This window comes from Ruegeria sp. F12 (assembly GCF_056533885.1).
Genome location: NZ_JBQFOV010000005.1, coordinates 34,129 through 56,365, shown reverse-complemented (window position 1 = coordinate 56,365; position 22,237 = coordinate 34,129). Strand labels below are relative to the sequence as shown.

General features: G+C 57.3%; 18 protein-coding genes and 1 tRNA gene. 12 read left to right on the top strand and 7 right to left on the bottom strand.

Going from position 1 to position 22,237, the window contains the following annotated elements; translation table 11 throughout:
- Window position 1 precedes the first annotated feature (1 nt).
- From ACR0CA_RS08635 to ACR0CA_RS08620, 4 genes are all read left to right on the top strand, one after another.
- Window positions 2–1,084, top strand: a complete 1,083-nt coding sequence (locus ACR0CA_RS08635) for an ABC transporter permease (protein ID WP_170768970.1) — start codon at window positions 2–4, stop codon at window positions 1,082–1,084.
- Window position 1,085: 1 nt separating this feature from the next.
- Complete coding sequence (locus ACR0CA_RS08630) at window positions 1,086–2,006, top strand: ABC transporter permease (protein WP_170768969.1); 921 nt, start codon at window positions 1,086–1,088, stop codon at window positions 2,004–2,006.
- A gap of 32 nt (window positions 2,007–2,038) precedes the next feature.
- The gene (locus tag ACR0CA_RS08625) at window positions 2,039–3,112 is read left to right on the top strand and encodes a BMP family ABC transporter substrate-binding protein (RefSeq protein WP_170768968.1); all 1,074 of its coding nucleotides are present in this window, start codon (window positions 2,039–2,041) and stop codon (window positions 3,110–3,112) included.
- A 117-nt stretch (window positions 3,113–3,229) separates the two neighbouring features.
- Window positions 3,230–4,984, top strand: a complete 1,755-nt coding sequence (locus ACR0CA_RS08620; RefSeq protein ID WP_480898353.1) for an adenylate/guanylate cyclase domain-containing protein — start codon at window positions 3,230–3,232, stop codon at window positions 4,982–4,984.
- Window positions 4,985–5,011: 27 nt separating this feature from the next.
- On the opposite strand, the gene ACR0CA_RS08615 is transcribed toward ACR0CA_RS08620, so the two are convergent.
- Window positions 5,012–6,244 carry an HlyD family secretion protein gene (locus ACR0CA_RS08615; RefSeq protein ID WP_480857140.1) on the bottom strand — a complete coding sequence of 411 codons (1,233 nt, stop codon included), beginning with the start codon at window positions 6,242–6,244 and terminating at the stop codon, window positions 5,012–5,014.
- 3 nt (window positions 6,245–6,247) lie between these two features.
- A complete protein-coding gene (locus tag ACR0CA_RS08610; protein WP_170769817.1) occupies window positions 6,248–6,616 on the bottom strand; it encodes a hypothetical protein in 369 nt (122 codons plus the stop codon).
- A 142-nt stretch (window positions 6,617–6,758) separates the two neighbouring features.
- Between ACR0CA_RS08610 and ACR0CA_RS08605 the strand changes: the two genes are divergently transcribed.
- The gene (locus ACR0CA_RS08605; RefSeq protein ID WP_480898348.1) at window positions 6,759–7,832 is read left to right on the top strand and encodes an NAD(P)/FAD-dependent oxidoreductase; all 1,074 of its coding nucleotides are present in this window, start codon (window positions 6,759–6,761) and stop codon (window positions 7,830–7,832) included.
- Window positions 7,829–8,482 (top strand): DUF938 domain-containing protein, encoded by a 654-nt coding sequence (locus ACR0CA_RS08600; RefSeq protein ID WP_480898346.1) that lies wholly within the window; start codon window positions 7,829–7,831, stop codon window positions 8,480–8,482. Before ACR0CA_RS08605 ends, ACR0CA_RS08600 begins: the two co-directional genes overlap by 4 nt.
- Before the next feature lie 351 nt (window positions 8,483–8,833).
- On the opposite strand, the gene ACR0CA_RS08595 is transcribed toward ACR0CA_RS08600, so the two are convergent.
- The 4 genes from ACR0CA_RS08595 to ACR0CA_RS08580 form a co-directional block, all read right to left on the bottom strand.
- Window positions 8,834–11,341, bottom strand: a complete 2,508-nt coding sequence (locus tag ACR0CA_RS08595; RefSeq protein ID WP_480898343.1) for a GcvT family protein — start codon at window positions 11,339–11,341, stop codon at window positions 8,834–8,836.
- 137 nt (window positions 11,342–11,478) lie between these two features.
- The gene (locus ACR0CA_RS08590) at window positions 11,479–12,876 is read right to left on the bottom strand and encodes an FAD-binding oxidoreductase (protein WP_480898339.1); all 1,398 of its coding nucleotides are present in this window, start codon (window positions 12,874–12,876) and stop codon (window positions 11,479–11,481) included.
- Between the two features lie 26 nt (window positions 12,877–12,902).
- The gene (gene ggt, locus ACR0CA_RS08585; protein ID WP_480898337.1) at window positions 12,903–14,696 is read right to left on the bottom strand and encodes a gamma-glutamyltransferase; all 1,794 of its coding nucleotides are present in this window, start codon (window positions 14,694–14,696) and stop codon (window positions 12,903–12,905) included.
- A 45-nt stretch (window positions 14,697–14,741) separates the two neighbouring features.
- On the bottom strand, window positions 14,742–15,728 hold the full coding sequence (locus tag ACR0CA_RS08580) for a 2-hydroxyacid dehydrogenase (protein WP_170787414.1): 987 nt from the start codon (window positions 15,726–15,728) through the stop codon (window positions 14,742–14,744).
- Between the two features lie 179 nt (window positions 15,729–15,907).
- Between ACR0CA_RS08580 and ACR0CA_RS08575 the strand changes: the two genes are divergently transcribed.
- On the top strand, window positions 15,908–16,387 hold the full coding sequence (locus ACR0CA_RS08575) for an SH3 domain-containing protein (protein ID WP_237215965.1): 480 nt from the start codon (window positions 15,908–15,910) through the stop codon (window positions 16,385–16,387).
- Between the two features lie 2 nt (window positions 16,388–16,389).
- Here ACR0CA_RS08575 and ACR0CA_RS08570 read toward each other — a convergent pair whose 3' ends face one another.
- Window positions 16,390–17,298 (bottom strand): haloalkane dehalogenase, encoded by a 909-nt coding sequence (locus ACR0CA_RS08570; RefSeq protein WP_480549115.1) that lies wholly within the window; start codon window positions 17,296–17,298, stop codon window positions 16,390–16,392.
- 303 nt (window positions 17,299–17,601) lie between these two features.
- On the opposite strand from ACR0CA_RS08570, the gene ACR0CA_RS08565 reads away from it, so the two are divergent.
- From ACR0CA_RS08565 to ACR0CA_RS08545, 5 genes are all read left to right on the top strand, one after another.
- Window positions 17,602–17,676 (top strand) — tRNA-Gln (locus ACR0CA_RS08565).
- Between the two features lie 231 nt (window positions 17,677–17,907).
- Window positions 17,908–19,761: an adenylate/guanylate cyclase domain-containing protein gene (locus ACR0CA_RS08560; protein ID WP_480898333.1), complete on the top strand. Its 1,854-nt coding sequence runs from the start codon at window positions 17,908–17,910 to the stop codon at window positions 19,759–19,761.
- Window position 19,762: 1 nt separating this feature from the next.
- On the top strand, window positions 19,763–19,951 hold the full coding sequence (locus ACR0CA_RS08555; protein ID WP_480898331.1) for a hypothetical protein: 189 nt from the start codon (window positions 19,763–19,765) through the stop codon (window positions 19,949–19,951).
- A gap of 623 nt (window positions 19,952–20,574) precedes the next feature.
- Window positions 20,575–21,354 carry a hypothetical protein gene (locus tag ACR0CA_RS08550; RefSeq protein ID WP_480898329.1) on the top strand — a complete coding sequence of 260 codons (780 nt, stop codon included), beginning with the start codon at window positions 20,575–20,577 and terminating at the stop codon, window positions 21,352–21,354.
- Window positions 21,351–22,202, top strand: coding sequence for a hypothetical protein (locus ACR0CA_RS08545; RefSeq protein ID WP_480898327.1), 852 nt, complete (start codon window positions 21,351–21,353; stop codon window positions 22,200–22,202). Before ACR0CA_RS08550 ends, ACR0CA_RS08545 begins: the two co-directional genes overlap by 4 nt.
- Window positions 22,203–22,237: the final 35 nt, after the last annotated feature.

The window sequence follows — 22,237 nt, the reverse complement described above, 5'->3', positions numbered from 1 at the left end:
GATGATTGTGTTGGAGAAACGGCCTCAGCCGTCGAAAGCGTGGTCATATGCGACCCCTCTGGTCGCGGTGGTGGCAACGATGGTGTTTGGCGGTTTGCTGTTCGCCCTGCTGGGCAAGAACCCGGTCGAAGCCATCGGCACCATATTCTGGGAGCCTCTGTTCGGAGAGTTCGCATTCTACTACCGCCCGCAATTGCTGGTGAAGGGCGCGCCTTTGGTGTTGATCGCCATCGGTTTGTCGCTGGGGTTTCGGGCAGGGATCTGGAACATTGGGGCCGAGGGTCAGTACATCATGGGCGCCATCTTTGGCGCCGGTGCGGGTTTGGCCTTTTACCCGCTGGAGGCGTTCTACATCTTTCCTATCATGGTGATTGCGGGCGCGTTCGGGGGCTGGCTGTGGGCGATGATCCCGGCCTTTCTGAAGGTACGTTTTGGCACCAATGAAATCCTCGTGTCGCTGATGCTGGTCTATGTGGCCGAACAGATGCTGGCCTCGGTCTCGCTTGGATTGCTAAAGAACCCCGAAGGATTCGGCTTTCCCGGCTCGCGCAACCTGCAGTCCTATGACAGCGCCCACAATGCCGAGCTGATTGCCGGATCGGGGATGCATTGGGGCGTGGTGACGGCGCTGATTGCAGTGATCTTTGCCTATGTTCTGTTGAACCGACACATGCTGGGCTTTCATATCCGCCTGACGGGCGAGGCCCCGCGTGCAGCTAAATTCGCAGGCGTCAATCCGGCACGGCTGATCCTGTTCTGCCTGGGTCTGTCGGGCATGTTGGCCGGGTTGGCGGGTATGTTCGAGGTGTCCGGCCCTGCCGGTCAGGTCAGCATCGACTTTAACGTGGGCTATGGCTTTACCGCCATCATCGTGGCCTTCCTTGGCCGCCTGCATCCGGTGGGCATTCTGCTGGCCGGCTTCCTGATGGCGCTGACCTATATCGGTGGTGAAATCGCGCAATCCCAACTGGGCTTGCCTGCCGCTGCCATCCAGGTGTTTCAGGGGATGCTTTTGTTCTTCCTGCTGGCCTTTGATCTTCTAACAAACTTCCGCATCCGTGCGGCCCGTAGCGAGGTAGCGTGATATGGACCTTGGTGAAATCAATCCCGTCCTTCTGGTCGCCTCGCTAATGGTGGCCGCAACCCCCCTGCTGCTGGCCGCGATCGGAGAACTGGTCGTTGAAAAAGCAGGTGTTCTGAACCTTGGCGTCGAGGGCATGATGATCGTCGGCGCGATCAGCGGCTTTGCGATCTCGGTCGAGACCGGCTCACCTTGGCTGGGGTTCATCGCATCCGCTATCGGCGGCGCGGTGCTGTCGCTGCTATTCGTTCTGCTGACGCAGGTAGCACTGGCCAATCAGGTGGCCAGCGGCTTGGCTCTGACGCTGTTTGGTCTGGGCTTCAGCGCCCTGTTGGGACAAAGCTATGTGGGGATCAAGCCCCCAAGCATGGGCGACATTCATATCCCGGTGATCAGCGATATTCCGGTGATCGGCCCGATCCTGTTCCAGCATGACCCGATCCTTTATGTAGGCATCGCACTCACGGCCGCCGTCTGGGCCACGCTGAAATACACGCGCGTCGGCCTAATTCTGCGCGCCGTGGGCGAGAACCACGATGCGGCGCATGCGCTTGGCTACAAAGTCATCAAGATCCGCATTATGGCGATCCTGTTCGGCGGGGCCTGTGCCGGGCTGGGCGGAGCCTACATCAGCCTGATCCGCGTGCCGCAATGGACCGAGGGCATGACTGCCGGTGTCGGCTGGATTGCGCTTGCGCTGGTGGTCTTCGCCAGTTGGAAGCCATGGCGCGCCTTGCTGGGTGCCTATTTGTTTGGCGGTATCACCGTGTTGCAGCTGAATTTGCAGGCAGCGGGCGTTGCCATTCCGGTCGAGTATCTGGCAATGTCGCCCTACATCATCACGATCCTTGTGCTTGTGATCCTTTCGGCCGACAAGAGCAGCGCACCTGCCGCATTGGGCCGAACCTTCCATGCCTCGCACTAGGGGCCAACTAAAACCAACTTGGAGAGTAACACATGAAATTCACCACTCTACTGACAAGCGCCGCCGTGGCGCTGGGTCTGGCCACGGGTGCCATGGCCGAAGACAAGACCAAGGTCGGCTTTGTCTATGTCGGCCCCGTCGGCGATGGCGGCTGGACATATGAGCATGACAAGGGCCGTCAGGCGGTCGAAAAGCACTTTGGCGACAAGGTCGAGACCGTGTTCGTTGAATCCGTCCCCGAAGGCCCGGATGCTGAACGTGTGATGACCCAGATGGCGCTGGAAGGCGCAGATCTGATCTTTACCACCTCGTTCGGCTACATGGACCCCACTATCAACGTGGCCAAGAAATTCCCGAACGTGAAGTTCGAACACGCGACCGGATATAAGACCGCTCCTAACGTCTCGGCATATTCGGCACGTTTCTATGAGGGCCGCGCGGTGCAGGGTCACATCGCGGGCAAAATGACCAAGTCGAACATCATCGGCTATATCGGGTCCTACCCAATCCCCGAAGTGATCCGTGGCATCAACTCGGCCTATATCCACGCCAAGAAGGTGAACCCGGATGTCGAATTCAAGATCGTCTGGGCCTACACTTGGTTCGACCCGGCGAAAGAGGCTGACGCCGCCACCGTTCTGATCGAACAGGGCGCCGACGTGATTCTGCAGCACACCGACTCGACCGCCCCGCAAGCGGCCGCGCAAGAGGCAGGTAATGTTGTCACCTTTGGCCAAGCCTCGGACATGAGCGAATACGCACCCTTCCCGCGTGTTTCGTCGATCATCGACAACTGGGCACCTTACTATATCGCCCGCACGCAGGCCGTCATGGATGGCTCGTGGGAGACCGTAAGCACTTGGGACGGCATCAAAGAAGGCATGGTTGAGATCGGTGAGATTTCCGACGCCGTCCCTGCCGACGTCAAGGAAGAGGCGCTGGCCTTGAAAGCCGCGATGGCCGCAGGCGAATACCACCCCTTCACCGGCCCGCTGAAGAAGCAGGACGGCAGCGATTGGCTGGCGGATGGCGAAACCGCTGATGACGGTACGCTGGCGGGCATGAACTTCTACGTCGAAGGGCTGGACGGCGAGATCCCGCAGTAAGCCACGCGTAAATAGCATTAGACAAAGCCCGCCTCGTTTGGCGGGCTTTTTTCTTGTCATGCATTCATGGCGCAAACCGCGTAAGATTGCCCAAGGCACGGCTTGCGAGGGACCGCGATGGAGGATTTTCTGGACGGCAAACGACGTGCCGCCATTCTGGCCATGGATGTGCTGGGCTACGCCCATCTGACCGAAACCGATGAGGTCGGAACCCTGCGCGCTGTACGCCATCTGCGGAACGCGATCATCTCGCCCGCGCTGGAACAAAATCAGGGACGATTGGTCAAGACGATGGGCGACGGCTTTCTGGCCGAATTCCCGGAGCCTGACACAGCGCTAACCGCTGCGATGCGGATTCAGACCGAGGCCGCAGCGCAGGCTCGGCAGCAGCCGCCAGACGCGCGCATCCTGCTGCGCATTGGGGCGCATCTTGGGGATGTGTTCGTTGACGATCAGGACATTCTGGGCGACGGCGTCAATATTGCCGCCCGATTGGAAGGCCTTTGCCACGCCGGGGGGCTGGCCGCCTCGCAGGCATTTGTCGATGCGCTGCCGCAGGGCAAAACAAAACACCTGACACATGATGGCCAACATCAGCTAAAAAACATTTCGCGCCCTCTGACCGTGTTTCGCTGGCAGGCTGCGGGGACGTCGCCCGCGCCGTCCCGACCCGTGATCCGCACAGGTCCGCCGACCCTTGCGGTCTTGCCTTTCCAGAACCACTCCCCCGATCCTGAACATGCCTTTTTCGCCGAAGGGCTGGCCGAAGACATCATCTCAGGCCTGCAACAGATGGGCCGGGTGCCGGTTGTCTCGGGCGCGTCCAGCCTGTCCCTGAACCCAGAACTGAGCGTCGAAGACGCCGCACGGGTTTTGGGGGCACAGTATCTTGTGACCGGAACATTGCGCCGGTCGGGCCCTCGGGTGCGGGTGACGGTGGAATATATCGAGGGAACAACCGGGCTTGCCCTCTGGTCCGAGAAATACGACCGGCCGTTCGAAGACGTGTTCGAGATTCAGGACGACATCACCTTGCGTGTCGTCACCGCATTGGACACCGAGCTGGTCGAGGGAGAGATCGACCGCATTCGCCGTAAACGCCCCGACCATCTAGGGGCGTGGGAAAGGTACCTGCGGGGGATGTCGGGACTTAGAAAGCCTGGGCTGGAAGATTTGCAAGCGGCACAGGTTGAGTTTCAGGCCGCTGTGGCACTGGATGAAGACTATGGTGATGCCTGGGCGGGGCTGGGATGGGCCTATCTCAAGGAATATGGGTTTGGTGCGTCCGAGCGTTCAAAGGACGTGTTGGCCAAGGGAGTGGCCGCTGCGCAAAAAGGGTTGGAACTGGCCAATAAATCTCCGTTTGCGCATTATGTGATGTCGACAGCCTATGTCTGGCAAGGAGAGAAGGCGTTAAGCCTGAAGGAATTGGAATACGCGATCCGCCTGAATCCCTTTTTCACACGCGCGAAACTGGCCTATTTCAACCGGTCCGAACTTGCCGATGCCAGTATCGTCCCACAGGCAGCCGAGGAAATACGCAAGGCTCTGGCCTTGTCTCCGCGGGAACCGGACCGGGGGTTCTATTTCTGGGCAATTGCCCGGATGTATCTGGTTGCGGGTGAAAATATCGAAGCGTTGGACTGGGCAGATCGCGCCGTCAATGTGCGCCCCAACGATCCCAACATGCTGTATCGCCGCGCCATCTGCCTTGCCGCCTTGGACCGCGTGGATGAAGCACAGGAGGCTCTGGCCGCTTGCGAAGGCCTGTCCGAGGGCTATGTCGACCGGATGCGGGACTGGCGGCCCTACGACGACGCCCGTAACGACAAGGTTTTTGCGGGGCTGCACCGCAACGGTCTGGCCGGATAACGTGTACCAGGCCAGACCAAGTTGAAATCAGTGCCCGCTCAGCACCAACGTATTCACCGGCATCAGGATCAACCGCAGGCGCAAGCCCGCCGCATGAACCACCCCAATTGTATCAACCACGTGCAAAAACGCGGCGTGCCAGAAGCCGAGGTCCTCATGTTCCAGCCGTTCATGATTGCTGGTATAGACATTCGCCAAACAGTTGCTGCCCGGAGGAATGTCGTCAGCCATCCCTTTATACAACGGCTCCATATAGACCAGAATGGACCCCGGATTTGTATTGGTCTGCACATCGCGCAGTTCATCCGAAGGGCGGAGTTGCCCTGATGGGATCACGTCCTGCACATCGACCACAACCATAGGAATGACCGTAAAAGGCTTGGTCATGCAGCCCAGTTCGCCCACCATGCCCGGCTTGATTACCTGGGCCGCCATCTGGTTGAACGCCGCCTGAAACCGGTCATGACCCGAATGCGACGGCACCAGAATTCCCGCAGGCCGCAGCAAAGGGCTGACAAAATCGCCAACTTGCAGGCCGAATTGTTCGATCCGGCCCGTCACGCCCGCGGCAACCACTGTCTTGTCCAGCTCGGTCAGGGCGGCGTCCAGTTGCGCATTTGCACTGGCCAGCTGCGCCGGGATCAGCTCTTCGATCTGTTGCACAACCGCAGCCCGTTGCGCCTCGGCCGCCACCAGCTTGGCTTCGCGTTCGGCGACGATGTTTTCCAGCCGGTCGATCTCGGCCAGACGCACGGCGCTGGATCCCTCGTCGCGCAGCGTGGTGTTGCGCTCAAGGTCTTCAATCGCCTGATCCAATGAGGCTTTGGCACCCGCAATCCCGGCGGTTGCTTCGGCCAGGTCTGTCTCGGCCACTTTCAACGAGGCCTGAACCTGCGCGATCTGCGCATGAGCAGCCTCGACCATCGCCGTTTGGGTAAAATCCTCCATTCGGAAGATCGGCTGACCTGCGACCACCTGCTGGTTGTTAGTCACATAGACCTCGGACACGCGCCCTCCCAGTTGCGGCAGGATCGTCACGGTGCGGAAATAGGACGCTGCCGTCCGGCTGGCCGGGTGAAAGTAAAACAGCGTCGTGATCACCGTCAGTGCCAGAATGGCACAGGTCGTCAGCCCCCAGCGCAGCTCGTACCACATGGTGAACAGCGTAATTTCATGGCCTATCCGTTTGCCCTGCACGTAACGACGGAACAGAAAATCAGGCAGCACCGTGATCAGTGCACACATCAGTGTTTCAAGCATGCCTTATTGCTCCTGATGTTCCGCCCGAGGAGGCGTGGCTGGGTCTTGCGCTTGCGGACCCAACGATCGGATCGCATCTGCGATGGCCCGCAAAGGGGCACCAATGTCAGGGAACTGGAATCCGGCAACCAGAATGGCAGCAATCCAAAACAGACCATTATGAGTAAACAGCGCAAGAAGCGCTAGAATACCAACCAGTTGGAACTGGGGGTGGTTGGATTCATGTGCGATTTTTTCTGGGATCGAATGCAGGGTGAAATATCCCACCCCAATCAAAATGATCACTCCAACCGTGAAAATGAACATAAACGTTAAAAGAAAGTCGCTGCCATCGGCCTGGGTCACGTAGGACGGTATATGTCCCGTGGCCATCGGGTGTAAGTTATCGCCAGTCACCCTATCCTCCTATATCAATGGGGCATTCTTTGTATGGGTTGAGGTGCAATTTCAACACTGCTTGTAGATCGGCGGCAAACCTTGTGTACTTCGCCCCGCACTCTGCGAAGAGAGGGATATGATAGATTTCCTAGTCATCGGTGGCGGTATCGCCGGGCTCAGCGCTGGCGCGCGCCTGTCAGCCCATGGACGGGTTGTGGTTTTGGAGGCCGAAGACGCCCTGGGCTATCACGCGTCGGGGCGTTCAGCCGCACTATTTGAAGAGAATTACGGCCCAGAGTCTGTCGTTGCCTTGAACCGGGCCAGCGCCAGCTTTCTGAAGACCGACAAGGGTGGTTATCTGACACCGCGTGGCCTGATGCTGGTGGGTCGAGCAGATCAAGCCCTGCAAATGTCCAATGATACCGCATCCTTGAACATGCATCCCATATCAATTGCCGAAGCTGTGAATCGAATCCCAATCCTCAACGCTGACGCCGTTCGCTTTGCAGCGATCAGCGACGCCGCGTTCGACATCGATACCGACCGTCTTATGCAGAGCTTTGCACAAGCGATCCGACGCAATGGCGGAGACATTCTGACGAAATCCCGCGTCACCGCGCTGCGCCGGGATCGAAACTGGATTGTCGAGGCCAACGGCAGCTTTGAAGCTCGCGTAATTGTCAACGCAGCCGGGCCGTGGGTGGACCAGGTCGCGGCATTAGCAGGGATCAAACCGATCGGGATATCTCCACTACGTCGATCGATGGCGCGTCTTCCCGCGCCGGGCGGTCATGATTTGCGAGATTGGCCAATGCTGCTGGGTGCTGGGGAAAGCTGGTACGCAAAGCCCGATGCTGGGAAATTGATCGTCTCGCCATCCGAGGCTGACTTGGTACCACCGCAAGACGCTTATGCCGACGACTTGGTCTTGGCGGAAGGGCTTGCGCGCTATGAAGAAATGGTGACCGAAGCCGTCACGCGGGTCGAGACAAACTGGGCGGGGCTACGCAGTTTTGCGCCTGATGGGACGCTGGTTCTGGGACCGGACCCGATCGAACCCAATTTTATCTGGTCGGCTGGCCAGGGTGGCTACGGGTTTCAAACGGCGGCGGCGGCGTCTAAAATAGTTGCCGACTTGGCAATCGGCGCACCGCCCGAACTAGACGCGGAAATTGTGAACGCCCTTAAACCCGACAGGCTGCGACAATGAGCAAACGAACCCTTCCTCCTAACGCCAGCGTTGCAACTCAGGTCGAGGGCGCCCGAATGGTCGCGCCTGCTGCGACCCGCAATGCAGATGTGCTCTGCGATCTGCTGGCGCAATGGGCCCCTGACAGCGGGAACGCATTGGAAATTGCCAGCGGGACAGGCCAGCATGTGAGCGCCTTTGCCCAGCGCCTGCCCGGCCTGACCTGGCACCCGACTGAGATCGACCCCGACCGCCGCGCCAGCATCAATACATACACGGTCGAGCAAGAGAACATCAAAGTCGCCGCCACTCTGGACGCCACGGCGGAGGGATGGCATCGAGAATTTGGCGGCAAGGATCTTATCGTCCTGATTAATCTGACCCATCTTATCAGCTGGGTTGAAACCTGCACGATTCTAACTGAGGTTTCAAAGACGCTGGAGCCTAAAGGGCGATTTATCCTATACGGTCCTTTCATGCGCGCGGGCAAATTGACCAGCGATGGTGATCAACGGTTTCACCAGGCCCTGGTCCAACAAGACCCCGAGATCGGCTATAAGAATGACTCCGAAATTGCCGCGTATTTGCAGGCCCGAGGTCTAACGATTCTCAAAATATTAGAGATGCCCGCAAACAATATCGCTTTCATTGCGGAAAACTCGGGCACTTGATGAGAATAAGTTCTCTGCCAAGGATGGGCCCTATCCAATCCATCTTCGGAAACCACGTAATATTTCTCCCCAGAGATGCGCCACGAAAACCTGCTTAAGCAGGTTTGCCTCCGGCGGAGGTATTTTTGAACAGAAGAAGTAACGGGTCGTTAACTCTGATGAGCAATAGTGATTTTGCGGTACAGGCGGAGGCGCCGTTGGCCGTAACAGGAGAAGGCCCCCCTAGCCAAAAGCAGGGGGGCTGGATCATGTCACCAGCCCCCGCTTCTTCTGTTTGAAAATACCTCCGCCGGAGGCATGGGCCGCCTTAGGCGGCCCATTTTGGAGCCCCGCCTAAAGCTAAGCTCAGAATCAACCGTCTTTACGGATCGTTTCGTTTTTAGGATCATAGGGGCTGTCACAAGTCACAACCGCATCCCACAGCTTGTCCTGAATTTTGACTTGTAGCTTGGTGCCTTCAACTGCCAGCTCGGGGGGCACATAGCCCATGCCGATCGATTTCTCGAAGGCCACCGAATACCCGCCCGAGGTCAAACGACCCACGCGCGCGCCTTCCGGCGTATAGAGCGCTTCGCGACCCCACGGGTCAGCATCGTCTGGTCCGTCGATCAGCAGTGTGCAGCACTTTACGCGCACACCGGTCTCTTCCAGCTTGGTTTTGCCGTAGAAGTCTTTCGACAGGTCGACAAAGCGCGGCAGATCGGCCTCGAGGGGGGTCGCGTCGCGGCCCAGTTCGGTGCCGAAGGCGCGATAGGATTTCTCCTGACGCAGCCAGTTCTGCGCGCGGGCACCAACCAGCTTCATACCGTGTTTCTCACCAGCCTTTTCCAACAGATCGAACAAATAGTTCTGCATTTCGATCGGGTGGTGCAGTTCCCAACCCAGCTCACCGGTATAGGCCACACGGATGGCGTTCACGGGGCACATGCCCAGTTCGATCTGACGGGCCGACAGCCATGGGAAGCGCTTGTTGGACAGTGCGGTTTCCGGATCGGCGTCTTTGATGACCGCTTTCAGGACATCACGCGACTTGGGTCCGGCGATGGCGAAGACACCCCACTGAGTGGTCACATCCTGTATCTCGATATACCCAAACTCCTCCATCTTGTCCTCGGCCGCTTTTCGCAGATAGTCCGCGTCATACTCGGTCCAGGCACCTGCGGAGACGATGTAGTAGTGATTCTCGCCATTGCGGACGATGGTGTATTCAGTGCGGGTGGTCCCATGCGAGGTCAGCGCGTAGGTCAGGTTGATGCGACCGACCTTGGGCAGCTTGTTACAGGTGAACCAATCCAGAAACTGGGTCGCGCCGGGGCCTTTGACGACATGCTTGGTGAAGGCCGACGCGTCGATCAGGCCAACGCCTTCGCGGATCGCTTTGGCCTCTTCCACAGCGTGTTTCCACCAACCACCGCGACGGAAGCTGCGGCTTTCCTTGTCGAAGTTATCCGGCGCATCGACGGGGCCAAAATAGTTCGGACGTTCCCAGCCGTTCACCCAGCCGAATTGTGCGCCACGCGCTTTCTGTCGGTCATAGGCCGGAACAGTACGCAGCGGACGGCAGGCTTCGCGCTCTTCGTCGGGGTGGTGCAGGATGTAGACGTGCTCGTAGCATTCTTCGTTCTTGCGCGCCGCGAATTCGGTGGTCATCCAGTTCGACGAATACCGTTTGGGGTCCAGCGAGGCCATGTCGATCTCGGCTTCGCCATCGACCATCATCTGCGCCAAATAATAGCCGGTGCCGCCTGCAGCAGTGATCCCGAACGAGAAGCCCTCGGCCAGCCACATATTGCGCAGGCCCGGAGCGGGGCCAACCAGCGGGTTGCCATCAGGCGTATAGCAGATCGGGCCGTTGAAATCGTCTTTCAGGCCGGATTCGGCGCAAGAGGGTACACGCTCGGCCATCGCCATGTACTGGTCGGCAATCCGGTCGATATCCAGCGGGAACAGGTCCGCGCGGAAGCTGTCCGGCACACCATATTCGAACTGTGCGGGCGCGCCGTGTTCGTAGATGCCCAGAATCCAGCCACCACGTTCCTCGCGCGCATAAGACTCGTTGTCGGCGTCACGGACGACGGGATGCTCGGGGTTGCCTGCTTCGCGCCATTTGACCAGTTCGGGATCTTTGTCCATGACGATGAAGGTGTGCTCGACCGGGATGGCGGGCATCTTGATACCCAGCATTTTGGCGGTGCGCTGTGCGTGGTTGCCCGAGGCGGTCACGACATGCTCGGCTGTGATTACAACCTGCTCGTCCAACGGCACCAGGTTGCCGCCCTTTTCGACCATCTTGGTGCAGGTGACTTCCCAATGAGTGCCGTTCCAGTGGAACGCGTCAGCCTGCATCTTGCGCACAATATCAACACCGCGCTGACGGGCACCTTTGGCCATCGCTTGTGTCACGTCGGCCGGGTTAATGTAGCCATCTTCGGTGTGATAAATCGCACCTTTCAGATCGCCGGTTTCGATCAGCGGCCAGCGTTCCTTGATCTGCTCGGGTGTGAGCCACTCATAGGCCACATCGCAGGTCTCGGCGGTCGAGGCATAAAGCATGTATTCGTCCATACGCTCTTGCGTCTGCGCCATGCGCAGGTTGCCAACCACGGCAAAGCCAGCATTTAAGCCAGTCTCTTCCTCAAGTGTCTTGTAGAAATCGACCGAGTATTTGTGGATGTGGGTTGTCGCGTAGGACATGTTGAACAGTGGCAGCAGGCCAGCCGCGTGCCAAGTGGAGCCCGAGGTCAGCTCGTCACGTTCGATCAGCATCACATCGTCCCAGCCTGCCTTGGCAAGGTGGTATGCAATCGAGGTCCCGACGGCACCACCGCCAACGACCAGTGCTTTGACTTGGGTTTTCATTCGCCCGTTCTCCGGATTGAGTCTAATTTGCAAGGTTTATGCCCAAGCCCGAGGCCTAAGCGCCAAGTCCAGCCGACGCAAAAAAGTGCAAAACCGACTTTTGGCGTCAGCAATCGCTCAAATGACAGTGAAAGCCGCTACAGGATCTTGCCGGGGTTCATGATATTGTCCGGGTCGAGCGCCACCTTGATCGCCGCCATATAGCGGGTTGCGTCCCCCAGCTCCTTGATCAGATAGGGGCGTTTGCCCTGCCCTATTCCATGCTCGCCGGTGCAGGTGCCGTCCATCGAAATGGCCAATTCATTCAACCAGCCGACAAACTGATCGGCATTGGCCACCTCGTCGGCGTTTTCCATATCGATCAGCAACAAGGTATGGAAATTCCCGTCCCCGACATGGCCGACCATAGGCGCGATCAACCCAAGTTCCTCTGCCTTGTTTTGTGTGGCGGTGACACATTCGGCCAAACGCGAAATGGGCACGCAAACATCGGTTGAAATTCCGCGTGCACCCGGACGCAGCTGCAGACAAGCCCAATAGATGTCGTGCCGCGCCTGCCACAGCTTACTGCGTTCCTCAGTGGTCGAGGTTGCCGCAAAATCGGTACCGCCGAATTCTTCGGCAATCTGACCGAAGGTTTCTGCCTGCTCGATCGCGCCGTTTTCCGAGCCATGGAATTCGAGCAAAAGCAGTGGCGTTTCGGGCAATGTCAGATTGGAATAGGCATTGGCCGCCTTTACCGACATTTCGTCCAGCAACTCGATCCGGGCCACGGGAACGCCGTATTGGATGGTCATCATCACCGCCTGGCAAGCCGCATCCACGGTTGGAAAGGAACAGCGCGCCGAAGAAATCGCCTCGGGGATGCCTTGCAGCCGCAAAGTGATTTCCGTGATGACCCCTAGCGTCCCCTCGGCCCCTATCAACAACCGCGTTAGGTCGTACCCGGCCGAGGATTTCTTGGCCCGTTGCCCGGTGCGAATGATCTGCCCGTCCGGCATCACCGCCTCGAGGCTGAGGACATTGTCCTTCATCGTGCCATAGCGCACTGCATTCGTCCCTGAAGCCCGCGTTGACGCCATCCCCCCCAATGAGGCATTGGCGCCGGGGTCGATGGGGAAGAACAACCCCTGATCGCGAAGATGCGTGTTCAGATCCTCACGCGTGACGCCGGGCTGCACGACACAGTCCAGATCACTGGCATTCACGGTCAGAACCTTGTTCATCTGGGTCAGGTCGACCGAGATACCTCCGGCCGGCGCATTGACATGCCCCTCGAGCGAGGTGCCGGTGCCAAAAGCGATAACCGGCACTTTATGCGTGGCGCAGGTTTTGACAATCTCGGACACTTCTGCGGTGGTCTGAGGAAACACCACAGCGTCCGGGGCCTGATTTTCAATCCAGGTCGTCGTATGCCCATGCTGTTCCCGAATGGCCTGGCCGGTTTGCAGGCGGTCGCCGAATTTCTGCTTTAGAACGCCTATGACCGTTTCGATCCCAGCCTCGTTCCGAGGCAAAGCGACTGCCTGCACCATACTGTTCCTCCCCCCTGATCGCCGGGCTATTCGCCCAGCGCGATTCCTTCGCGACGTGGATCTGCACCGCCGATCAGGACATCCCCGATCTCAATCGCGTGCAGGCCCGAGGTCAGATCCCGTGGATTGACCTCATACCCAAGCGCAGTCAACTGATCTGCATACCCTTCGGCCGCTGTTCCCAGCTCAACATCATAAGTCCCGAACCGGTTGACCAGATGCGGCAGGGACAGAGCCTGCTGCACGTCCATATCCCAATCCGCCCACGCGATGATCGACTTGGCCACATAGCCAATGATCCGGCTGCCGCCCGGAGAGCCAATAGCCAGAACAGGCGCGCCGTCCTGCATCACGATTGTCGGGCTCATCGACGAACGCGGGCGCTTGCCGGGTTCCAACCGGTTGGCAATTGGCACGCCATCGCGATGCGTCTTGAACGAGAAATCGGTCAATTCGTTGTTCAGCAGAAACCCGTTGGTCATCAATCGAGAGCCAAAGCCGTTCTCGATCGTGGTCGTCATGGAAAGGACGTTGCCAAATTGATCGACAATCGAGATATGCGAGGTCGACGGCAATTCCAGAGATTCATCATCCGCCCAGTTTGATGCATGATCGAAGGCCGGGTTGCCCGGCGCCACGTCGATCAAGGCTTCGCTCTCATTCAACAGACCGCCACGCTCGGACAGATAAGACGGGTCAACAAGCCCGTTGGTCGGCATCGGGACAAAGTCGTGATCAGCCATGTACCGCCCCCGGTCGGCAAAAGCCAAGCGCGAGGCATCGCCGATCAGCCGCCAGCTTTGAACATCTTCCGGTCCCATGGCCGCCAGATCATAACCATCCAGCATGCCCAAAATCTGCCCAACTGTCAGCGCGCCCGAAGAGGGCGGCCCCATGCCGCAGATCTCGTAGGCACGATAGGCGGCACAGACCGGCTCGCGCTCGATCACCTGATACAGGGCCAGGTCAATGCCCGATAGCACACCGGGGTTTCCTTCCGCCCCACGCACCGTGCTGACGATCCCCGCTGCGATCTCGCCACCGTAGAACCCTGCCGCGCCTTCGCTGGCCAAAGTGCGCAGTGTTTCCGCATAGTCGGGGTTCATCAGGCGCTGACCCTGCTCTAACGGCTTGCCATCCGGCAGGAAATATTCCGCCGTCACAGGGAAGCGTGACAACCGTTCGGCGTCCTTTTCGACCAGCCCCGCCAGTCGTGGAGAAACCAGAAATCCGTCCTCGGCCAGCGCAATCCCATCCGCAAACAGGCTGGGCCACGGGCTTCGACCCCAGCGGCGATGCGCCTCTTCTAACAGGGCTGGCGTTCCCGGTGTTCCAACGGACAGTCCCCCGACTACAGCATCGAAGAATTTCAGGGGTTCGCCATTTTCGTCGTGGAACAGCCGGTGAGTGGCCTCAAGCGGGGCTGTCTCGCGCCCGTCCAGCGTGGTCATCTTGCCAGTCGCGGCATCATACCAGACCAGAAACGCGCCACCGCCCAGACCAGAGGATTGCGGCTCGACCAGGCCTAGCACCACCTGAACCGCGACCATCGCATCCGCAGCCGACCCCCCTGCCCGCAGCACCTTGGCCCCGGCCTCAACCGCCAACGGGTTGGCCGCTGCAACCATCCAGTTCTGCGCAGTGACCGGCTTGCCCTCCATCTTCGCCTCAAGCGCGGCAATGACCTCGGCGGTCAGGCCTTGAACCTGGCCTACGGACCCGCCTTCGGGCGAAACCGCGTCGGCAGCCTCCTGCGCGAAAACCGGTGACGCAAAGGCCAAAGCCGACAGGAACAAGCCGGAAATCAGACGTCGTTTCATAGTATCCTCCTGAAAAATTGATACCCGGCCAGTCGGCCGTGCCGATTAAAGCATGGCAGGAACCACCTGATCCGGTGGGCGGTGCCCATCTTCGAATGTTTTGATATTAATGATAACTTTTTCGCCCATCTCGATCCGACCCTCCAGCGTGGCGGACCCCATATGGGGCAACAGAACCACGTTGGGCAACTGTCGCAATCGCGGGTTCACGTCGGTGCCGTGTTCGTAGACGTCCAGACCTGCCCCTGCGATCTCACCAGCGCGGATCTGCCGGGTCAGCGCGTTTTCGTCTATCACCTCGCCCCGCGAGGTATTCACGATCACGGCCGAGGGTTTCATCAACTTCAGCCGCCGCGCGTTCATCAGGTGAAAAGTCGAGGGCGTGGACGGACAGTTGATCGAAATCACGTCCATACGCGCAACCATCTGGTCCAGGCTTTCCCAATAGGTCGCCTCAAGCGCCTGTTCCGTCTCAGCGCGCAGCCTGCGGCGATTGTGATAATGCACCTGCATTCCAAAAGCGCTGGCGCGACGCGCCACGGCCTGACCGATCCGGCCCATGCCAAGAATACCCAGCCGACGTCCGCCGATCCGGCCACCCAGTAAGGCGGTCGGAGCCCAGCCTTCCCACTCGCCCTTTTGCATGGTTGTCAGGCCTTCGGGGATACGACGGGTCACGGCGAGGATCAACGCCATCGTCATATCCGCCGTGTCATCGGTCAGCACACCGGGCGTGTTGGAGACAAGGATGCCCCGCTGACGCGCGGTGGCCACATCAATATTATCGACGCCAGCGCCATAGTTCGCGATCAGCCGCAGGTTTTCACCCGCCTGCCCCAGCACCCCGCCATCAATCGTATCGGTAACGGTGGGAACCAGCACATCCGCCGTTTTGACCGCTGCGACCAGCTCATCCCGCGTCATTGGGGCGTCGTCGTCGCGCAGCTTTACATCGAACAATTCGCTCAACCGCGTTTCCACCGCCTCGGGCAACCGTCGCGTTACGACAACACTCAGACGTTCTCTTGGCACCTGTGCACTCCCACTGCTTTGCAAACCTGCGCGCGCCATGTCATCGTGGCGCAGGAAAAGGCGGGGCACAAGAACCCCATGGCATTGAACCAAGCTTTTTTCGCAACAAGATCAACAGGCACAAGAGCAGGCAGTCCGTGAGAGGTTTTCTACCCCTAAAGCGCCGTTTAGCGTCGGTGTTGAGCGTTTTTCTGATCTCGACCGGAGGTCTGGCCGCCAGCGCGCAGGACAAGCGCGGTCCGGTCACGAATCTGCCGCTGCCACGCTATGTCTCGATGAAGGCGGCCGAGGGCAATGTGCGGCGCGGGCCCTCCCTGACTCATCGAATCGACTGGGTGTTCAAGCGGCGCGGCATGCCGCTGCAAATCACCGCCGAATATGGCAACTGGCGCAGGGTTCAGGACCGTGACGGCGCTGGAGGCTGGGTGCACTACGCCCTGTTATCCGGTGTGCGCACCGTTCTGATCGAAACGGATATGTTGCCGGTCTATGCCAACCCCAGTTCCAGCGCTCAGATCAGCGCGCAATTCGAATCCGGCGTAGTTGCGCGCCTGGGCAGCTGCACATTGGACTGGTGCCATGTCTCGGCCGGAGGGCACCGTGGCTGGACGCTGAAATCCAACCTCTGGGGCGTCGACCCCGAAGAAGTTCGGGAATAGAGTCAGGACGTTCGGGCGATGAAATCGCAGGTCAGATCGACCAGTTCCGCCCCGACATCTTCCTGCAGAAAATGACCGGCGTCCGGCAGGATTGTGTGGGGCTGCCCCTTGGCCCCCGGACAGAGCCGCTGAAACACCGTATCTATCCCAGCCATGACCTTGTCATCCGCCCCAAAAGCCGTCAACACCGGGGTCTGCAAGGTGCGGATAAGAGCCCAGGCTTTTCTGTTTGGCTCAGCCTCAGGATCGTCCTGCGATGCTGGCACCAACATCGGGAACTGCCGCGCCCCGGCCTTATAGCTTTCGTCCGGGAATGGCGCGTCATAGGCGGCAATCGTGTCGTCTGACATCGGCTTTTGCGTACCGCCTTTCAAGATCCCCCCCGCCGGGAACACGGGAACCTCCTGGCTGAATTTACGCCAGTTTTCGAATGCCTCTCCCATCGGCTGATCGCCGGTAGGCAGGGCCGTGTTGGCAACCACGATACGGGCAAAGCGGTCCGGCATCTCGGCCCAAAGGCGCAATCCGATCAACCCGCCCCAATCCTGACAGACCAGAGTGATATTCGTCAGATCCACCCCGCGCAGCCAGTCCCCCATCCACGACACGTGGCGCGCATAGGTGTAATCCGAGCGCTCGGTCGGTTTGTCAGACCGACCAAACCCGACCAAATCCGGCGCAACCGCCCGATGTCCGCGCGCGACAAAGCCTTTGATCATGTGACGATAGAGGAAAGACCAGCTTGGTTCGCCATGCATCATCAGAACAGGGTTGGCGTCCGCTGGACCTTCGTCCACATGGTGGACCCGAAGTTCTCCGCCTTCGGTATCATCGACCATCGAATAATGCGGTTCGAAATCGTAACCTTCCAAAGATTGGAACCGCTCGTCCGGCGTGCGTAGAAACTTCATGTCCGGTCTGTCCTTTTGCAATTTCACTGGCCTGGCCGAGTGCCCAGTCTTCACGATCCCGGCGCGCCAATACCCCTTGGGAAACCTACCGCAGAATCGTACCGACGACATCTACTTGAAACAAGCAACCTGCGCCGTCGGCGTTTTCTTGGTAAAACGCGAAATGACCAGCACGGAAAAGCAACTCAAAGCTATGTTTCCAACGGTTACATATCTTGGCAAACTTTTTTCTGACTGCGTTCATATTTTTGCGGGAAAGGGCTTGAACCCCCCAAACAACAATCGTAGATAGCGCCTCACCGTTGGGGTGTAGCCAAGTGGTAAGGCAGCGGTTTTTGGTACCGTGTATCGTAGGTTCGAATCCTACCACCCCAGCCAGTTCATCAGAACATAGATAGACAGCAGGCACTTGGGGCTAAACCCTCTGAGAAATGCCCCCGTTTATGCCCCAGTGGTTTCGGGTGTTACGGGTGTTGAGGGTGGGCCCTCAGAGGTCGTTGAAGGCCCATGCCACGGCTCAATCTTACAAGCAGAACTTTCAAAAAAATAAGAATTTGCATATAATCTGACGAATTACACCAATAGATAGTCTCGTTCACGGGGCATGTCATGGGGGATTTTAAAGGAAACACATCCCAAGGGAATGGCAGCGAATGGCATGCCTCGATGTCAGTCGCTTTGGCACTTGGGCTGGGTTTCTTTGTTCTCACTTCAGTAGCTGGTGTACTGGGCGTGGGGTTAGTCGTTGGCTATCGCAACACCTCAGAGTTGCTCACACAAAAGGCTCAGCTCATAATTGGTACGCAACGTCAACAAGTGGAGCGTTATCTAACCGCAGCTTCAGATCAGATCGATTTTATCGCGAGCAAGATTTCTTCGGAGGAAGTTGAACCGGACGGTTCTGAAGAATTCGTTAGCCTATTACTTGGTGCCGTTTCAGCGACCCCTCAAATTCTTCGGATACAATTCATAGACAGACGGCAAGTCCTGACAGGTGTTGAACGTACCGAAGACGAGACGCTTCCCATATTCTCGAAACTTGGAGACGATATCGACCTGCGACACCTTATTGACGATTCAATTGATTCAGGAAAAGCTCATTGGGGCAAAATTCTCTGGCGTGAAGAATACGGCCAATCTGTACTGAGTTACCAAAGGCCAGTCATTCAGAAAGGTACGATAGTCGGTGTCCTGTCAGCTTGGGTTTCAGTCATAAAATTATCTGAATTTTTGGCTGATCAGGAAATGGAATTCGGTGCAAACGTCTTCATTCTGTACAGTAGGGACGCTGTTTTAGCCCACCCACTTATGGCGTTTGGTTATGCCGGTTTGAACCGTGCTGTACCACTTCCACAACAAGACCGTTTTGCCGATCCAATTGTTTCAGCAATGTGGCAGCCGAATGACCGATTTAGTATCGCGAAGTATTTTCTAACCGGAGCGAATACTCGTTTTGTTGCCTACGCTGATTGGGAGTTTGTCATATTCTTTGAAGAGTTATCTGACTATGGTGTTCAGCCACTTACCGTAGCTACTTACTTTGAAACCCACGACATTATTGCGGAAGCGGCTCGTTTGAAATGGGCCATCATATTCTGCCTTGTCATGGCGATTATATCGGCCGGAGTGGCGGCTTTAATTGGTCAGGAAATTGCCAAACCCGTGCGCCGCTTGTCGGACAGTGCGAAGCGAGTGCATGATCTCGACATTTCGAATGTCGATGAGATCGAAGGATCCTTTTTCCGGGAATTGGATGAGGCGGCACGCTCGTACAATTTCATGCTCGAGGGTCTGCGCTGGTTTGAACTCTATGTGCCAAAACGGTTGGTAAGACAATTAATGCGTCAAAACGCAGGGAAGCAGACAAAGTCTTCCCACCGGGACGTGGTTATTATGTTCACAGATATTGTTGAGTTTACGACATTGTCGGAACATCTCACAGCTCCTCAAACGGCATCGTTTCTGAATGATCATTTTGCAGGGTTGGCCAGCTGTATCCAAAATAACCGTGGTACCATCGACAAATTTATTGGAGACTCTGTGATGGCGATCTGGGGTGCTCTGGAACATCAAGACGATGCGGCCGACTTGGCTTGCAACGCGGCGATTGATATCGGGAAGTGGATTGCGGACTACAATCAACATAGGCGAGTAGATGTGGGCTTAGCATATTCAGTTAGGCTGCGCATAGGTATCCACATCGGTCGCGTGGTCGTTGGAAATATCGGTAGCGAAGGGAGGCTCAGCTATACCGTAGTTGGAGACGCGGTGAATGTCGCCCAACGTCTAGAGGAAGCCGGAAGAGTTCTGGGCAATGCAAACGGCGAAGTGAATATTCTTGTTTCCAGTTCAGTGCGAAGCGCATTGGTCGACCCAATAGAATTTGAGCGCGTTGGCGCGCATAAACTTCGCGGAAGAGAAGAGTTAGTAGAAATATATTCGCTGGTATTGAACCGGCCATAAAGTGGCCTCTGCGCGGTTCGTTTGCTGCGTGGTTAACCGGGCGGAGATCGATGAGGCGACGGTGGTTCGCCATCGCTGTCATAGCGAGCGCTGTGTCCGTCCTGAGCACCTGATTGAAGGGTCGGCGGCGGATAACAAGCGCGACGACTGGGACTTCTGGGCGAACGGGGTCGACTACGACCGACTTTAACCCGTGGCATGGGCCTTCAACGACCTCTGAGGGCCCACCCTCAACACCCGTAACACCCGAAACCACTGGGGCATAAACGGGGGCATTTCTCAGAGGGTTTAGCCCCAAGTGCCTGCTGTCTATTTATGTTCTGATGAACTGGCTGGGGTGGTAGGAATCCTTGCCGTCCGATGATTGTTATCAGCTTTTCCAACCGGTGACCTGAAGTGGGGCGGTTTCGGGGGCGGAATGGAGCGCTAGCGGAATGAGCACGGGGCATTTCTGACCGCTAGAGAGGCCGCTGGAGGGGCAGATTACGCGACCGCCAAAGCAACCGTCCACTGGCGCTGAGACGACCGCTGCCGAGACCGCTAGATCTGCCGCCCAGTGGCGCTGACCACCGCTGACGAGTCGTTCCGGGGGCTGAAGACTGGTCGCTGTTGCTGACGGTTGGTGGGGCTGGGGCGGGGCCGTTGAGAGCCCAGAGCAGCCGACGGACTCAGGCATTTTCAATTTTGCTATAGATCAAAGCGATGCGGCGCTGATTAGGACACAATCGGAGGAGATTCAATAAATGGGAGGGCGAGCTTATGACGGTCGCATGCCATTTTGCAAAGGTTGCTTTAGTAAAGCGTGTTAGGAGATTGCGCTTCGGAATCATTCCTTTTGTCGTAGCTTCGTCTTTGGCTGGCTGTTTATCGCCTGCCGACTCTCCTCAGTACGATAACGCATCGTTAGTGGCGCTTGGGTTGCCCGAAACACCAAAAGGTTACGCTTCTTTTACTGCGATGAATGAACTGCTGAAACCAACGGGTGTCAATGGTCGCCAGGTAAGCATTAGTGGTTCAATCACGTCTAAGGATGGCCAGGCCGCATACAGAATTTTTCTCAAACCGGGTTATAACTGCGTCGCACTCGGTCCGTTTTATGCGGCCGGAACAATAACAAAGTACGATTTCTGTTTTGATGCGATTAAATCGCATGAGTACAGCTTTCGACTAAAAGACAATTACTATGTGGTACAGGACGAAACTGCTGGGCGTCCAGTATTGCACAACGGGCTGACGACGACCAACACAAACGGCTCCGCTCTTCTCGTCTGGTCTCATTTGGGCCATCAGCCGGGTGATGTCGGCTTGATAAAAGGCGCGACTTTCGCTGGGATATTTCAAGGGTCCGATCTAGTTGAAGCGCGTCCAGAGAAAACAAAAAAAGGCGAAAAAACATTCAATATTAAGTCCGGATATCATACCTTCAGGATCGCGTACGTATGGAAAAACTCTCTCTTGTCCGACCCAATAGGCGTAAACCAATACGTTACGTTGAATGTAAAGCCCGGTGATTACATTCGATTGATTTCGGGCAATAGGGGGGTTTCGGTTCTGGATGCGCGAACCAACAAAATACTACGAGACCCAAAATGAAACGAAAAATAGGCACACTCCAAATAGCCTTTTGCATCGTTTCGTTCTCATTGTTGTTGGCATGCGGAGCGCCGACTCCGGAAATTTTACTTTCCAACATGGCCAATCGTTCAACGGTTAACCTTTTTGTGCAGATTGACGGCGACCGTGGTGTCGACTCTGCAACCTACACGCGCGGCGAAGGGGCTGCTTCCGGAATAGGCGCAGGAGCTGCTGGCGCATTAGAAGGAGGGCTTTCTTCACACGACCCGTTTGGAGTTGTTCTTGGTGTCGTTCTGGTTCCTGTTTTCGCCACCGCGGGCGGGATCTATGGCGCATCAACGGGCACATCTCGATCACGCGAGGAAATCTTGAGCGCGGCTTACACAATAAACCAGGCATATCGACCTGAGAGGTTTGAGAGTGCTTTCGAAGCGATGTTGTCGAATTCACTGCAAACTGCGCTTTTTGATGGAGTGTCACCCTGTTTCTCATCACGTTCTAGCAGAGGAGACTGTCCGCAAGGTGCAAGGGCCTCAAATCTCCGTATCCGAACAACTTTTCATCTTGTGCCGGCCGACACCGGGGCTGGTTCGGGAAACTTGGATTTTCTTGGTCGGGCGAAAATGATCGCTGAACCCGCAGGTGTTTTGCAACCGCAGTGTATTCTTCTTGAATACAGAAGCTTAGCCGGCAACCTATTCAAATTGGCGGAGAACAACGGTCGCTCCCTAGCCTCAGCATTTCAGTCTACACTAAATGACTTTGCTACAGAGCTGCCTCAAGTACTTAGATCCGAAGAAGCGAATGGGGCAAAATCAAGTTGGAAACAGCTCGAATGTTCCGAATGGGAGTTCCAGCTTCAATAACACTGAAGGTAGTTTAACGCGAAGCGCCAATTGGT